Origin of the sequence: Ochrobactrum vermis (assembly GCF_002975205.1) — a bacterium.
Lineage (GTDB): Bacteria > Pseudomonadota > Alphaproteobacteria > Rhizobiales > Rhizobiaceae > Brucella > Brucella vermis.
In genome coordinates this window covers 2,700,562-2,713,666 of sequence record NZ_PCOC01000001.1, presented here as the reverse complement: position 1 = coordinate 2,713,666, position 13,105 = coordinate 2,700,562, and the positions used below count along the sequence as shown (strand labels likewise).

The window sequence follows — 13,105 nt, the reverse complement described above, 5'->3', positions numbered from 1 at the left end:
GGCTCATAACGCACAGGTTAAACGATTTAAAAAAAATTCAAAAATTTTAAATCGATTAAATATTTGAATTGCCACGATTAATCTGTTTCTGACTGCCATCCTCTGTTTCGCGATCCATCTGGTGGCGCGAAAAGAGACCGATCAATTGTCAAACCATATGGCGGAGACATCATGAGAGAGACCGGCATTCACAACACGGCCGCTTCCATTGCCACTTCAGGACTGAAGGAACTCTCCGCAGTCTTTTATAACCTTGGGCCAGCGCGCCTTTATGAGGAAACCGTCCGCCGGGGCGAAGCCGAACTGACGGCGCAGGGCGCGCTTGTCGCACGCACCGGCCAGCACACGGGCCGCTCGCCGAAAGACAAATTCGTCGTTCGCGACACCAATACCGAAGATCAGGTCTGGTGGGACAACAACAAGCCCATGACCCCGGAAGCCTTCGAGCTTCTCTATGCCGATTTCATCGAGCATGCGAAGGGCAAGGAGCTTTTTGTTCAGGATCTCATCGGCGGCGCTGATGTCGACAACAAGATCAATGCCCGCATCGTGACCGAATATGCCTGGCACTCGCTGTTCATCCGCAACCTGCTGATCCGTCCGGCCCAGGAAGAACTTGCTTCCTACGTGCCGGAAATGACGATCATCGATCTGCCGTCCTTCAAGGCTGACCCGGAACGCTATGGCGTGCGCACCGAAACGGTGATTGCGGTCGATCTGACCCGCAAGATCGTGCTGATCGGCGGCACCTCCTATGCTGGCGAAATGAAGAAGTCGGTCTTCACGGCGCTCAACTACATCCTGCCTGCCAAGGGCGTGATGCCGATGCATTGCTCGGCCAATGAAGGTCCGAACGGCGACACAGCCGTCTTCTTCGGCCTGTCCGGCACCGGCAAGACCACACTTTCCGCCGACCCGACGCGCACGCTGATCGGTGACGACGAGCATGGCTGGGGCGAACACGGCATCTTCAATTTCGAAGGCGGCTGCTATGCCAAGACCATCCGTCTTTCCGCCGAAGCGGAGCCGGAAATCTATGCCACGACGCAGCGTTTCGGCACAGTTCTGGAAAATGTCGTTCTCGACGCCAACCGCCAGCCGGATTTCGACGATGGTTCGCTGACCGAAAACACCCGTTGTGCCTATCCGCTCGACTTCATCCCGAATGCATCGAAGACCGGCAAGGGCGGCCAGCCGAAGAACATCATCATGCTCACCGCCGACGCTTTCGGCGTGATGCCTCCGATTGCCAAGCTGACGCCAGCACAGGCCATGTACCACTTCCTGTCCGGCTACACGGCCAAGGTAGCGGGCACTGAAAAGGGCGTCACCGAACCGGAAGCAACCTTCTCGACCTGCTTCGGCGCGCCGTTCATGCCCCGTCACCCGTCGGAATATGGCAATCTGCTGCGCAAGCTGATCGCCGAACACAAGGTCGATTGCTGGCTGGTCAACACCGGCTGGACCGGCGGCGCCTACGGCACCGGCAAGCGCATGCCGATCAAGGCAACCCGCGCGCTTCTGGCCGCCGCTCTCGACGGCTCGCTGAACAATGCGGAGTTCCGCATCGATCCGAATTTCGGCTTCGCCGTTCCGGTTGAAGTGCCGGGCGTGGATACATCCATTCTCGACCCGCGTTCGACCTGGGCCGACAAGGCTGCTTATGACGCGCAGGCCAAGAAACTGGTCGACATGTTCGTCACGAACTTCGAGAAGTTCGAAAGCCATGTCGATCACGAGGTCAGGGACGCGGCTCCGGCGATCCGTATCGCAGCAGAATAATTTGCTTTAACGCATGTCTTTATCCAAAAACCGGTTCCCACTTTTTGGAGACATGCTTCCGCAATACTGAGGAGGAGAGAGCCTGGCCATCGTGCCGGGTTTTCTTTTGGGGCCGGGTTTTCTTGTGTCCATTCAGCTTCAAATCGGCAAATTGATTTCTTCTTTTCGGAATGCGTACTTGCGCGAAGCGGTGTATGTCTTCCCACATGGAAGAGAACCGGAACATCATCCGCATCACCAATCGCCTGACGATCCGTGAAGACGATCTGGAGGAGAGCTTTATCCGTGCCTCCGGGCCGGGCGGTCAGAACGTCAACAAGGTTTCCACCGCCGTGCAGCTACGATTCCACGCAGTGGGGGCGGGCCTGCCGGAAGATATCCTGTCGCGGCTGTTCAAGCTTGCCGGACAGAAAGGCACCAAGGACGGCGATATTCTGATCGAGGCCAATCGTTTCCGTACCCAGGAGCGTAACCGTGAGGACGCGCGCGAACGGCTGATTGCGCTCATTGCCAAGGCTGCCGAACCACCGCCACCGCCCCGCAGGAAGACCAAGCCCACAAAGGGCTCCGTCGAACGCCGCCTCAAGGCCAAGTCCGGTCGATCCGACATCAAGAAGGGGCGCGGCAAGGTTTCATTCGACTGAAACACCACCTCCAGAGCTGAATTCCAATCCTGACAAGACCGCATGAGCAGGGGAAACGCATGACCACGAAACTCTACGATCTCGAAACCAGCCACGGTCGCATTGCCATCCGTGAAAGCGCGGGCGAGGGGACGCCCTTGCTGATGATCCACGGCAATTCCAGCGCGGGCGCCATCTTCACGCCCCAGCTCGAAGGCGAGATAGGCAGGAACTGGCGGGTGATCGCGCCGGATCTGCCGGGCCATGGCCAGTCCGGCGACGCGCTTGATCCGGATCGCAGCTATTCCATGGAAGGGTATGCCGACGCGATGACGGAAGTGCTGGCAAAGCTCGGCATTTCGGATGCGGTTGTTTTCGGCTGGTCGCTTGGCGGCCATATCGGCATCGAGATGATTTCACGCTTTCCCGGCATGCGCGGGCTGATGATCACCGGTACGCCACCGGTCGCTCGCGAGGAAGTGGGGCAGGGGTTCAAGAGCGGTCCCGACATGGCGTTGGCCGGGCAGGAAGTCTTTTCCGACCGTGATGTCGAATCCTATGCGCGCAGTACCTGCGGCGAGCCCTTCGAGGAACAGTTGCTCGATATTGTCGCCCGCACGGACGGACGCGCGCGCCGCATCATGTTCGAAAAATTTGCTGCCGGAACCGGCGGCAACCAGCGCGATATCGTGGCCGAAGCAAAGCTCCCGATTGCGGTGGTCAATGGTCGCGACGAGCCATTTGTCGAACTGGATTTCGTCTCGAAAGTCCGTTTCGGCAATCTGTGGGAAGGCAAGACCCATGTCATCGACGGAACAGGGCATGCGCCTTTCCGCGAGACACCAGCCGTCTTCGACAATTATCTGCAGCGTTTCATGCGCGACTGCACGGCCTGACCTACCGCAGTTACCAGAAAACCAAAGGGCCGGATAACCGGCCCTTCTTCATATCTAAGTACTTGTTTCGTCGCATTATCCTACGCAAAACCGCTTCGCACTTTTGCTGGAAATGCTCTAGATTTTTCTCAGGGCCACTTCCTCGATCAGATGATCGCTGCCCTTGCGCAGGATCAGATCGGCGCGCGGGCGCGTCGGCAGGATATTATCCTTGAGATTCTTCAGGTTGATATTGTTCCAAAGCCCTTCGCCAATGGAACGTGCCGCATCTTCCGAAAGCTGCGAATAGCGGTGGAAGAAGGATTCCGGATTGACGAAGGCCGTCTCCCGCAGCCGCATGAAACGGTCGATATACCATTTGTGGATCAGCTTCGTTTCCGCATCGATATAGATCGAGAAGTCGAAGAAGTCGGAAACGAATGGCACCATCTTGCCGTCTTCCGGCAGATCGCGCACCTGCAGCACATTAATGCCTTCGAAGATCAGAATATCCGGCTTGTCGACGATCTGATATTCGCCGGGCAAGACATCGTAGCTCAGATGTGAATAGAGAGGCGCGCGTACCTGGCTCATGCCCGCCTTGATCGCCGACAGAAAACGCAGAACCGCGCCGACATCGTAGCTTTCAGGAAACCCCTTGCGCTCCATCATGTTCTGCTCGCGCAGAACGGCATTGGGATAGAGAAAACCGTCAGTCGTCACCAGATCGACCTTCGGGCTCGAAGGCCATCGTGCGAGAAGCTCTTTCAGGATACGTGCAGTTGTGGATTTTCCCACCGCAACCGAACCCGCAATGCCGATGATGAAAGGCGTTTTGAACGACTCTTCCATGTTGAGGAACTGCTTGCGCTGCTCAAACAGAAGCTGGCTCGCCTCCACATGCGCCGACAGCAATCGCGACAGCGACAGATAGATGCGCCGCACCTCGTCGAGATCGATGGGATCGCCCAGCGAGCGCAGCCGCTTGACCTCGTCATAAGTCAGGGTGAGCGGCGTGTCGGCGCGAAAGCCTGCCCATTCCTCTGCTGAGAAGAAGCGGTAAGGCGAATAGCGCGACGGGGTGAGCTGATCGACTTTTTCCCACATGAATGTCTGCCCCTCAGGCCGTTGTCTGAGCATGATCTTATCCAAAAACCGGTTCCCGCTTTTCGGGATCATGCTTTTGGACGGCTGGCCTTTTCCGCCAGACCGGTCTGCGCTGTGCGATGCTGCAATTCCTGAAGAACCTCATCAAGCGGCACATCTGCAATCTTGAGAACCACGAGCAGATGATAAAGCAGATCGGCGCTTTCGGTGACCACTTCTGCACGGTTGCCTTCAACTGCAGCAATGACCGTTTCCACGGCTTCTTCGCCGAGTTTTTTAGCGGCTCGCGTCTGTCCCTTGGCGACAAGGCTTGCAGTATAGGACGATCCGTCCGTCGAACGCGCACGCTCCGCGACAATGCGTTCAAGGTCGGAAAGTGTGAACTCGGTCATCGGATTTCCTTAAATCTTGATCTCAGCGGACCGGATCGAGCCGCATCGGAATACCGGCTTCGGCCATATAGCGCTTGGCCTCACCAATCGTATAGGTGCCGAAGTGGAAAATCGAAGCAGCGAGAACCGCCGTCGCATGACCGTCTCGAATGCCAGCAACCATGTGGTCCAGATTGCCGACACCACCTGATGCGATCACCGGAACACGCACGCTGTCAGCAACGGCGCGCGTCAATGCCACATCGTAGCCGGCCTTGGTGCCGTCGCGATCCATAGAGGTCAGCAGGATTTCACCTGCACCGAGACTCACCACCTTCTGCGCAAATTCCACCGCATCGATGCCAGTCGTCTGGCGACCACCATGGGTAAAGATTTCCCAGCGATCAGCCTCTCCAGTGCCCGAAACCTTCTTGGCGTCGATGGCCACAACGATGCACTGATCGCCAAACTTGTCAGCGGCTTCGGCAACAAATTCCGGGTTCTTCACCGCAGCCGTATTGATCGAAACCTTGTCGGCACCAGCCAGAAGCAGCTTGCGAATGTCAGAAACCTGACGCACGCCGCCGCCAACGGTCAGCGGCATAAAGCACTGTTCTGCCGTACGGGCTATGACATCGAAAATTGTCTCGCGATTGTCCGAGGACGCCGTGATGTCGAGGAAGCACAGTTCGTCTGCTCCCGCCGCATCATAGGCACGGGCAGCCTCTACCGGATCACCGGCATCGATCAGATCGACAAAGTTCACGCCTTTGACGACGCGGCCGTCTTTAACGTCCAAACAAGGAATTACGCGTGCTTTCAAGGTCATGCCGAAGTCCTCAAGAGAGCCAAAGCTTCTGCCGGATCGATGCGGCCATCATAAAGCGCGCGACCGGAAATCGCGCCTTCAAGCTTGGCCGCATCAGGTGCGGCAAGACGTTTGATGTCATCCATCGAAGCAAGGCCGCCGGATGCGATCACCGGAATGGAAACGCTGTCAGCGAGACCAAGCGTCGACTCCCAGTTGATGCCAGCCAGAACGCCGTCGCGATCGATGTCGGTATAGATAATGGCTGCAACGCCAGCACCTTCAAACTTTTTCGCGAGTTCAACCACGCCGAGCTCGGACGCCTCGGCCCAGCCTTCAACAGCGACATAGCCGCCCTTGGCATCGATGCCGACGGCAACCTGACCCGGAAACGCCTTGCAGGCTTCGATCACCAGTGCCGGATCGCGTACGGCGACCGTGCCGAGAATGACGCGGCGCAGGCCCTTGGACAGCCAGTTCTCGATATGCTGGAGCGTGCGAATACCGCCGCCGAGCTGCACCGGGTTTTTCGTGGCTTTCAGGATCACTTCCACAGCCTTGCCATTGACGCTTTCGCCAGCAAAGGCACCGTTAAGATCAACCACATGCAACCACTCAAAGCCCTGATCCTCGAAAGCCTTGGCCTGTGCTGCCGGGTCTTCATTATAGACGGTAGCCTGATCCATGTCGCCAAGCTTCAGGCGCACGCATTGACCGTCTTTCAAATCGATGGCGGGAAATAGGATCATATCTTCAAGGCTTCCATTTCAGGAAATTGGCAATCAGCGAAAGGCCGAGCAGCTGGCTCTTTTCAGGATGGAACTGCGTGCCCACCATATTGTCGCGACCGACCGTTGCGGTGACGTCGCCGCCGTAGTCAGTCACAGCCAGAACATCGGCCTTGTTCTTCGCGTCAAACATATAGGAATGCACGAAATAGGCATGCAACCCGTTCTCGCCGGTCTCGATACCGTCAAAGACCGGGTGCGAATGTTTCACGTGAATCCGATTCCAGCCGATCTGCGGAATTTTCAGCGAAGGATCGGACGGCGTCATCTCACGCACATCGCCCGCGATCCAGCCAAGACCCTCGGTCACTTTCTTTTCAAGGCCACGCTCGGACATGAGCTGCATACCGACGCAGATGCCAAGGAAGGGATGCGCGTTCTTCAGAACCACATCTTCCAGCGCTTCCACCATGCCCGGAACGGCATGAAGTCCGCGACGGCAATCGGCATAAGCGCCGACGCCGGGAAGCACGATGCGGTCGGCCGTCGCCACGCGGTCGGCATCCGCCGTCAGTTCGATTTCTGCCGCGATGCCGCTCTCATGCGCTGCGCGCTCAAAAGCCTTGGTGGCCGAGCGCAGATTGCCGGAGCCGTAATCGATGATTGCAACACGCATTTTCAGTTTTCTCCGCGATGACCAACGAATCCGATCGTCGAGCCAAATGAGGAATAGGTGGGACGAGGGGTCTGCTGCGCCCATTCAGGAGCAGACTTGTCTGCGAGAGAGGTTGCTGGCTGAACCGCATCTTCGAGGCGGTAGAAATAACGGATTTCCGCTTCTTCCAGATCGGAGGCATCAATGACCGCTTTTTCAACAAAGCCTTGCCGCCTGAGCTTGGCGATCTTCCAGTTCACACCTTCCAGCGCCACAAACAGCGATACGAGCAGGGTCAGAAGCGGAATCGCATCGGCGATATCGAAATAGGTTCCGGCAAATCCGAGCAGGATGGTGATGCCCAAAACAGCAAAAGCTTCGAACCACAGACGCTGGGTCAGAAGCCAGACGAAGGGCAGGACCAGCGCCAGCACATGGAAACCGTCGCGCACAAACACTGCTTTGTCAGAGCTTTTTTCAGTCGCAATTTCGGACGGAAAACCGGTTCCCACTTTTCCTGAATTTGCGTTCGCGCCTTTCGGTTCCAGCACGACGTATTGCGCCATGACCTGTCCTTTCGCTCGGGACCTATCCCTTTAACGACCCCTTTGTGGAGGGGATTGCATCTTTCTGGCGTGGATCGGTTTCAAGAGCCGTACGCAGAACCCGGGCCACCGCCTTGAAGATCGACTCCGCAATATGGTGATTGTTGGCACCATAATGATTGTTGATATGAAGCGTGATGCCTGCATTCATGGCGAAAGCCTGGAAGAACTCGCGCACCAGTTCGGTATCGAACGTGCCGATCTTGGACGTCGTGAAATTGACGTTCCAGACCAGAAAGGCGCGTCCCGACACATCGACGGCAGCGCCTGTCAGCGTATCGTCCATGGCAAGGTCCATTGAGGCATAGCGCACGATGCCGCGGCGCTCGCCAAGCGCCTTGGCAATGGCCTGACCAAGCGCGATGCCCGTATCTTCAACCGTGTGATGATCGTCGATATGCAGGTCGCCCTTGGCCATCACGCGCATATCGATGAGCGAATGTCGGGAAAGCTGTTCAAGCATATGATCGAAGAAGCCGACGCCGGTGGTGATGTCGAACTTGCCAACACCGTCCAGATCGACAGAAACGGCAATGCTCGTCTCTTTCGTCGAGCGCTCGATGCTTGCCTTGCGGGTGCTTTCTGCAGTCATAAGCTTTCCTCGTTAAATAGCTTGGAGGCGTTCTAGAACAGCTTGCCCCCTTTGCCAATTCCTTTTGCCGGTTTGGCAAGCTGCAATTCGGCATTTGCAATTCGTTCGTACGTTCTTAAATATTCTCATCGAAGCACGATTCATCCGCCGGTTGCTGGCCGAACCTGTTTCCCCATCAGATGAAGGGACATCTGCAATTGCCTTCCGGGATTGCATGTGCCGCCAAAGGAGCCTCCATGATCGAACATCATCCCACGACAATTTACGGCACGACCATCGTGACCGTGCGCAAGAACGGCAAGGTCGTCATCGCCGGTGACGGGCAGGTATCGCTCGGCAACACCGTCATGAAGGGCAATGCGCGAAAAGTTCGCCGCATCGGCAAGGGCAATGTGATTGCCGGATTTGCCGGAGCGACCGCAGATGCCTTCACCCTTCTGGAACGCCTCGAAGCGAAGCTGGAGCAATATCCAGACCAGCTCATGCGCGCTTCGGTCGAACTCGCCAAGGACTGGCGCACCGACCGCTATCTGCGCAAGCTGGAAGCCATGATGCTTGTCGCCGACAGCAAAGTAACGCTGGCGCTGACAGGCACCGGCGACGTGCTGGAACCGGAACATGGCGTCATGGCCATTGGTTCGGGCGGCAATTATGCACTGGCAGCAGCCCGCGCGCTGATCGACACCGACAAGGATGCCGAAGAAATCGCTCGCAAGGCGATGGAGATTGCAGCGGATATCTGCATCTACACCAATCACAGCATCATCGTGGAAAGCCTGGACGCAGAATGAGCTCGCTCGCGCAGGCCTCAAAACCGAGTGCGCAACGTTGGGGCATCGGTGCCCTGATCGTTCTCGCCATAGTCGCGGTACAAGCCTTCTGGCTCTATCTCGACGGGCGGATCGCCATGTGCGAATGCGGGACCATAAAATTATGGTCGGGTTCGCTGAAATCGGAGAACTCCCAGCATATATCCGACTGGTATACGCTGTCGCATATCATCCATGGCTTTCTGTTCTACTGGCTGTTCACGGTCATCGCGCCCAAAGCCCCGCTCGGCTTGAGACTTGCGGCTGCGGTCGGCATCGAAGCGGTCTGGGAGCTGGTCGAAAACTCGAATTTCATCATCGAACGCTATCGCGCCAATACGTCCTCGGTGGACTATTTCGGCGACAGCATCGTGAATTCGGTTTCCGACACGCTCGCCGCCGCTCTCGGCTTTCTGATCGCAGCCAAACTGCCAACGAAAATAACCGTCGCCATCGCGCTGTTCTTTGAAGTTCTGGCGCTGATCGTCATTCGCGACAATCTTACGCTCAACGTGATCATGCTGCTGCATCCGTTCGAGTTCATCAAGCAGTGGCAAAGTGGGTTATAATTATGAGTAATTTCTCTCCCCGTGAAATCGTCTCCGAACTCGACCGCTTCATCATCGGCCAGAACGACGCCAAGCGCGCAGTCGCCATCGCTTTGCGCAATCGCTGGCGCCGCCAGCAACTCGAAGGCCAGATGCGCGAAGAGGTCATGCCGAAGAACATCCTGATGATCGGACCGACCGGCGTCGGCAAGACGGAAATTTCCCGTCGCCTCGCAAAGCTGGCCGGTGCGCCTTTTGTCAAGGTGGAGGCGACCAAGTTCACCGAAGTCGGCTATGTAGGCCGCGACGTCGAGCAGATCGTCCGCGATCTCGTCGAGGCAGCCATCACGCTGGTCCGTGAGAAGCGCCGTGACGATGTGAAGGCCAAAGCGCATCTCAATGCGGAAGAACGCGTGCTGGACGCGCTGGTCGGCAAGACCGCAAGTCCCGCCACCCGCGACAGCTTCCGCAAGAAGCTGCGCAACGGTGAAATGGATGACAAGGAAATCGAAATCGAGGTCGCCGATACCGGTTCCGGCCCGAGCTTCGAAATTCCAGGCATGCCGGGCGCCAATATCGGCGTCATGAACCTGTCCGACATGCTGGGCAAGGCCATGGGCGGGCGCACCAAGACGCGCAAGACCACGGTCAAGGATTCCTATCCGATCCTGATCAACGATGAATCCGACAAGTTGCTGGATCAGGACCAGATCGTTCAGGAAGCGCTCCGCGTCACCGAAGACGAAGGCATCGTGTTCATCGACGAGATCGACAAGATCGCGTCGCGGGAAGGCGGCATGGGTGCCGGCGTGTCGCGCGAAGGCGTGCAGCGCGATCTGTTGCCACTGGTCGAGGGCACGACGGTTGCCACCAAATACGGACCGGTGAAGACCGACCACGTGCTTTTCATCGCATCGGGTGCCTTCCATGTATCCAAGCCATCCGATCTTCTGCCGGAACTGCAGGGTCGCCTGCCGATCCGTGTGGAACTCAGCGCGCTGACGCGTGAAGATTTCCGCCGCATTCTGACGGAAACAGAAGCAAGCCTGATCAAACAGTATATCGCCCTGATGGAGACGGAAGAGGTGAAGCTCGAAATCACCGATGACGCCATCGACGCTTTGGCCGATATCGCAGTCGATCTCAACGCGTCGGTTGAAAATATCGGTGCCCGGCGCTTGCAGACGGTGATGGAACGCGTTCTCGATGAAATTTCCTACACCGCGCCTGACAAGACCGGTGCAAAGTTCGTCATCGATGCGGCCTATGTAAAAGACAAGATCGGCAGCCTTGCCAAGAATACCGATCTGTCGCGCTTCATCCTCTAAAAGTGACCAGAAAGCCACGGCGCGAGTTCACTTTCGCAAATACTGCAAAAACCCCTCGACTTGCATCGGGGGGTTTTTTATTTTCCCCGCAACTTTTACCGAATATTCACCATATCAGGACCGTTTCCTCACAATGATCAGAATACCGGGGATCAGAATACCGGGCGCAAAATCACGGCGCTTATTTGCTGGATTTGTCCTGGCACTCAGCCTTGCCAGTCAGAGCGCCTATGCGGCAACGGTCGTGCCTCCGGGCAATCGCAGTGCTGAACAACCGCCGGTTCCCGGTGCCTCAGCCAAGCGCACGCGAGAACTCAGCACGACTTACGAGAAGAAGTATCAGAAGATCTACAATCTTCTGAAGAAGGATGCTTCGCTGCGGTCCAAGATCCGTTCAACGGCAGCAGCCTATGGTATCGATCCCATTCACATTGTCGGCGCGATTGTGGGTGAGCATACCTACAATGTCGACGTCTATGACCGACTCCAGACCTATTACGTCAAGGCCATGTCCTATGTGAACCAGGGCGTGAGCTTCGGCTACAATGGCGAAAGCATCGGCCAGTTCATCAAACGGCCGGAGTTTGCCGACTGCCTGAAGTTCAAGGACAGCTATTCGCTGTGGTCCTGCCGCGAAAATGTCTGGAACAAGACATTCCGCGGCAAATCGGTGGGCGGCAATTCCTATCCGAACAATCGTTTCAGCGCCGTCTTCTTCCAGCCCTTCTATGCAGGGCAGACATTCGGCCTTGGCCAGATCAATCCACTGACGGCGTTGCAGATGTCCGACATGGTGAACCGGGTTTCCGGTCTGCCCAAGCTCAATGCTGAAGACGGCAACGTGGTCTACAAGACGATCATGGATCCTGATCTGACGCTGCCCTACATTGCTGCAACACTGAAGCAGTCGATCAACTCCTACCGTCAGATCGCCGACTTCGACATCTCGAAGAACCCCGGACTGACGGCAACGCTTTACAATACCGGCGGCGCGGAAGCGCGCGCACGGGCACTGGCCAACGAAAATGCCAAGCGAAAGGCTGATGGTCAGGAATCTGTGCTGCCGCAGGAAAACTACTATGGCTGGCTGGTCAATTCGAAGCTCGACGAACTGAAAGCGCTTTTCTAGAGCGCGTCCCGAAAAGTGCGAAGCGGTTTTCGGAATAAGATGCGCGTAAAAACAAGCGGATAGAGAATTTCCAATGGCTCAATCAAAGCAGGAAATGCTCTCGAGCGCGTTTCGATCTGATTGTATCGTACCAGGGTTTCAGCCGGTCTGAACAGGCCTGATGCCGCGGCGGCGCTTTCGCGCCGCCTCGATTTCTTCGCTCAGATGCCTGATCGTCTCGCGGTCGATGATGCGGATATTGCGTGCCAGAAGATTGGCGAGTTCCGTTGCCTGCGGTGACAGCCCCGACGTATCGATCACCACGCGCGGATGCGAGACGGCGGCGAGGTTCTGTAACTCTTCCGCCTCATCCCAGATGATATTGAAGTAGGTGATGATGCGCTGAAGCAGGTCCCAGGTCGGCTGGCCGCGTCGGCCATGTTCCAGCGCCGACAGATAGGCGGGCGAAACGCGGAGCGCTGCTGCCATTTCCTTCTGCGTCACACCCCGTTCTTCCCGCAATTGGCGCAGGCGTATTCCAAATGGTGTCATCGCGGCCTGTTTCCTCCGGGCAATATTTGCTGTGCCGCGTGTTGGGTCTGGCGGCGAAGCCTTACATAAAGGGCGCCATGCCCGCCGTGATGACGCGCCGCATCCTCATAGGCACTTACCAGAAGCCGGAACAGCGGCGTGGAGAACCAGTGCGGTACTGCCTGCCGCAGAACGCCTTCGCTGCCGAATGAACGGCCTTTGCCCGTGATGATCATAACATGACGCAGCCCGCGCGCATGCGCGCTGACCAGAAATCCGTAGAGCAGGCCGTGCGCCTCGCCCTGCGTGAGACCATGGAGATCGATGCGGGCTTCAATATCGACACGACCTTTGGCGATCTTTCGATGCGTCGGCTTGTCGAGCGATTGAATCTGCATCTCGCTGAGCGTCGACAAGCCCTTTTTCGGTTTGATCGCCGCCACATCAGGCTGGACCTTCACCTTGGCAGGGCGTTTCTCTTCTTCGGCCATCAACGATTTGAAGTCGGGAAGCTCGTCCTGTTTCGCCTTTGACTTTATCAGCGGCTTTGCGGTTTTCGCGACCGTTTCCCATAAGATTCGGTCTTCGGGCCGCAGATAATCCTTTTCCGGCTTGTCGGTCTCGCGCGCCATCCC

General features: G+C 57.0%; 16 protein-coding genes. 7 read left to right on the top strand and 9 right to left on the bottom strand.

All coding sequences use genetic code 11. From position 1 onward, the window contains the following. Positions 1–171: 171 nt before the first annotated feature. From CQZ93_RS13545 to CQZ93_RS13535, 3 genes are all read left to right on the top strand, one after another. Positions 172–1,782 (top strand): phosphoenolpyruvate carboxykinase, encoded by a 1,611-nt coding sequence (locus CQZ93_RS13545; RefSeq protein ID WP_105543006.1) that lies wholly within the window; start codon positions 172–174, stop codon positions 1,780–1,782. A gap of 194 nt (positions 1,783–1,976) precedes the next feature. Next, positions 1,977–2,426, top strand: a complete 450-nt coding sequence (gene arfB, locus CQZ93_RS13540) for an alternative ribosome rescue aminoacyl-tRNA hydrolase ArfB (protein WP_181153352.1) — start codon at positions 1,977–1,979, stop codon at positions 2,424–2,426. A gap of 59 nt (positions 2,427–2,485) precedes the next feature. Continuing rightward, entirely contained in the window at positions 2,486–3,301 is an 816-nt protein-coding gene (locus CQZ93_RS13535) for an alpha/beta fold hydrolase (protein ID WP_105543004.1), read from the top strand. A 117-nt stretch (positions 3,302–3,418) separates the two neighbouring features. Here the strand turns inward: CQZ93_RS13535 and coaA are convergent, their stop codons facing one another. From coaA to hisB, 7 genes are all read right to left on the bottom strand, one after another. Then, positions 3,419–4,387 carry a type I pantothenate kinase gene (gene coaA / locus CQZ93_RS13530; protein WP_105543317.1) on the bottom strand — a complete coding sequence of 323 codons (969 nt, stop codon included), beginning with the start codon at positions 4,385–4,387 and terminating at the stop codon, positions 3,419–3,421. Between the two features lie 68 nt (positions 4,388–4,455). Further along, on the bottom strand, positions 4,456–4,779 hold the full coding sequence (locus tag CQZ93_RS13525) for a phosphoribosyl-ATP diphosphatase (RefSeq protein ID WP_105543003.1): 324 nt from the start codon (positions 4,777–4,779) through the stop codon (positions 4,456–4,458). A 22-nt stretch (positions 4,780–4,801) separates the two neighbouring features. Further along, complete coding sequence (hisF, locus tag CQZ93_RS13520; protein WP_105543002.1) at positions 4,802–5,587, bottom strand: imidazole glycerol phosphate synthase subunit HisF; 786 nt, start codon at positions 5,585–5,587, stop codon at positions 4,802–4,804. Then, complete coding sequence (gene hisA, locus CQZ93_RS13515) at positions 5,584–6,315, bottom strand: 1-(5-phosphoribosyl)-5-[(5-phosphoribosylamino)methylideneamino]imidazole-4-carboxamide isomerase (protein WP_105543001.1); 732 nt, start codon at positions 6,313–6,315, stop codon at positions 5,584–5,586. Before hisA ends, hisF begins: the two co-directional genes overlap by 4 nt. Positions 6,316–6,319: 4 nt before the next feature. After that, positions 6,320–6,970 carry an imidazole glycerol phosphate synthase subunit HisH gene (gene hisH / locus CQZ93_RS13510; RefSeq protein WP_105543000.1) on the bottom strand — a complete coding sequence of 217 codons (651 nt, stop codon included), beginning with the start codon at positions 6,968–6,970 and terminating at the stop codon, positions 6,320–6,322. A 2-nt stretch (positions 6,971–6,972) separates the two neighbouring features. Beyond that, entirely contained in the window at positions 6,973–7,515 is a 543-nt protein-coding gene (locus tag CQZ93_RS13505; protein ID WP_105542999.1) for a DUF2628 domain-containing protein, read from the bottom strand. Positions 7,516–7,537: 22 nt separating this feature from the next. Then, positions 7,538–8,146 (bottom strand): imidazoleglycerol-phosphate dehydratase HisB, encoded by a 609-nt coding sequence (hisB, locus tag CQZ93_RS13500; RefSeq protein ID WP_012091061.1) that lies wholly within the window; start codon positions 8,144–8,146, stop codon positions 7,538–7,540. Between the two features lie 236 nt (positions 8,147–8,382). Between hisB and hslV the strand changes: the two genes are divergently transcribed. The 4 genes from hslV (at position 8,383) to CQZ93_RS13480 (ending at position 11,960) form a co-directional block, all read left to right on the top strand. Further along, positions 8,383–8,937, top strand: a complete 555-nt coding sequence (gene hslV, locus CQZ93_RS13495; RefSeq protein ID WP_105542998.1) for an ATP-dependent protease subunit HslV — start codon at positions 8,383–8,385, stop codon at positions 8,935–8,937. Beyond that, entirely contained in the window at positions 8,934–9,524 is a 591-nt protein-coding gene (locus CQZ93_RS13490) for a DUF2585 domain-containing protein (protein ID WP_105542997.1), read from the top strand. The genes hslV and CQZ93_RS13490 overlap by 4 nt, the downstream gene beginning before the upstream one ends. A 2-nt stretch (positions 9,525–9,526) precedes the next feature. Next, positions 9,527–10,831 carry an ATP-dependent protease ATPase subunit HslU gene (hslU, locus tag CQZ93_RS13485; RefSeq protein ID WP_105542996.1) on the top strand — a complete coding sequence of 435 codons (1,305 nt, stop codon included), beginning with the start codon at positions 9,527–9,529 and terminating at the stop codon, positions 10,829–10,831. Between the two features lie 133 nt (positions 10,832–10,964). Beyond that, the gene (locus CQZ93_RS13480; protein ID WP_105542995.1) at positions 10,965–11,960 is read left to right on the top strand and encodes a DUF1402 family protein; all 996 of its coding nucleotides are present in this window, start codon (positions 10,965–10,967) and stop codon (positions 11,958–11,960) included. 138 nt (positions 11,961–12,098) lie between these two features. Here the strand turns inward: CQZ93_RS13480 and CQZ93_RS13475 are convergent, their stop codons facing one another. After that, positions 12,099–12,491 carry a helix-turn-helix domain-containing protein gene (locus CQZ93_RS13475; RefSeq protein WP_105542994.1) on the bottom strand — a complete coding sequence of 131 codons (393 nt, stop codon included), beginning with the start codon at positions 12,489–12,491 and terminating at the stop codon, positions 12,099–12,101. Further along, positions 12,488–13,102: a Smr/MutS family protein gene (locus CQZ93_RS13470; RefSeq protein ID WP_105542993.1), complete on the bottom strand. Its 615-nt coding sequence runs from the start codon at positions 13,100–13,102 to the stop codon at positions 12,488–12,490. The genes CQZ93_RS13475 and CQZ93_RS13470 overlap by 4 nt, the downstream gene beginning before the upstream one ends. Between the last annotated feature and the right edge of the window lie 3 nt (positions 13,103–13,105).

Bases quoted from the DNA above. Each gene is read 5' to 3' on its own strand.
- CQZ93_RS13475 (WP_105542994.1), bottom strand. From the start codon at position 12,491: ATGACACCATTTGGAATACGCCTGCGCCAATTGCGGGAAGAACGGGGT.
- hisF (WP_105543002.1), bottom strand. From the start codon at position 5,587: ATGACCTTGAAAGCACGCGTAATTCCTTGTTTGGACGTTAAAGACGGC.
- hisA (WP_105543001.1), bottom strand. From the start codon at position 6,315: ATGATCCTATTTCCCGCCATCGATTTGAAAGACGGTCAATGCGTGCGC.
- CQZ93_RS13545 (WP_105543006.1), top strand. From the start codon at position 172: ATGAGAGAGACCGGCATTCACAACACGGCCGCTTCCATTGCCACTTCA.
- CQZ93_RS13470 (WP_105542993.1), bottom strand. From the start codon at position 13,102: ATGGCGCGCGAGACCGACAAGCCGGAAAAGGATTATCTGCGGCCCGAA.
- hisB (WP_012091061.1), bottom strand. From the start codon at position 8,146: ATGACTGCAGAAAGCACCCGCAAGGCAAGCATCGAGCGCTCGACGAAA.
- CQZ93_RS13490 (WP_105542997.1), top strand. From the start codon at position 8,934: ATGAGCTCGCTCGCGCAGGCCTCAAAACCGAGTGCGCAACGTTGGGGC.
- coaA (WP_105543317.1), bottom strand. From the start codon at position 4,387: ATGTGGGAAAAAGTCGATCAGCTCACCCCGTCGCGCTATTCGCCTTAC.
- CQZ93_RS13480 (WP_105542995.1), top strand. From the start codon at position 10,965: ATGATCAGAATACCGGGGATCAGAATACCGGGCGCAAAATCACGGCGC.
- hslV (WP_105542998.1), top strand. From the start codon at position 8,383: ATGATCGAACATCATCCCACGACAATTTACGGCACGACCATCGTGACC.
- arfB (WP_181153352.1), top strand. From the start codon at position 1,977: ATGTCTTCCCACATGGAAGAGAACCGGAACATCATCCGCATCACCAAT.
- CQZ93_RS13525 (WP_105543003.1), bottom strand. From the start codon at position 4,779: ATGACCGAGTTCACACTTTCCGACCTTGAACGCATTGTCGCGGAGCGT.
- CQZ93_RS13535 (WP_105543004.1), top strand. From the start codon at position 2,486: ATGACCACGAAACTCTACGATCTCGAAACCAGCCACGGTCGCATTGCC.
- CQZ93_RS13505 (WP_105542999.1), bottom strand. From the start codon at position 7,515: ATGGCGCAATACGTCGTGCTGGAACCGAAAGGCGCGAACGCAAATTCA.
- hisH (WP_105543000.1), bottom strand. From the start codon at position 6,970: ATGCGTGTTGCAATCATCGATTACGGCTCCGGCAATCTGCGCTCGGCC.
- hslU (WP_105542996.1), top strand. From the start codon at position 9,527: ATGAGTAATTTCTCTCCCCGTGAAATCGTCTCCGAACTCGACCGCTTC.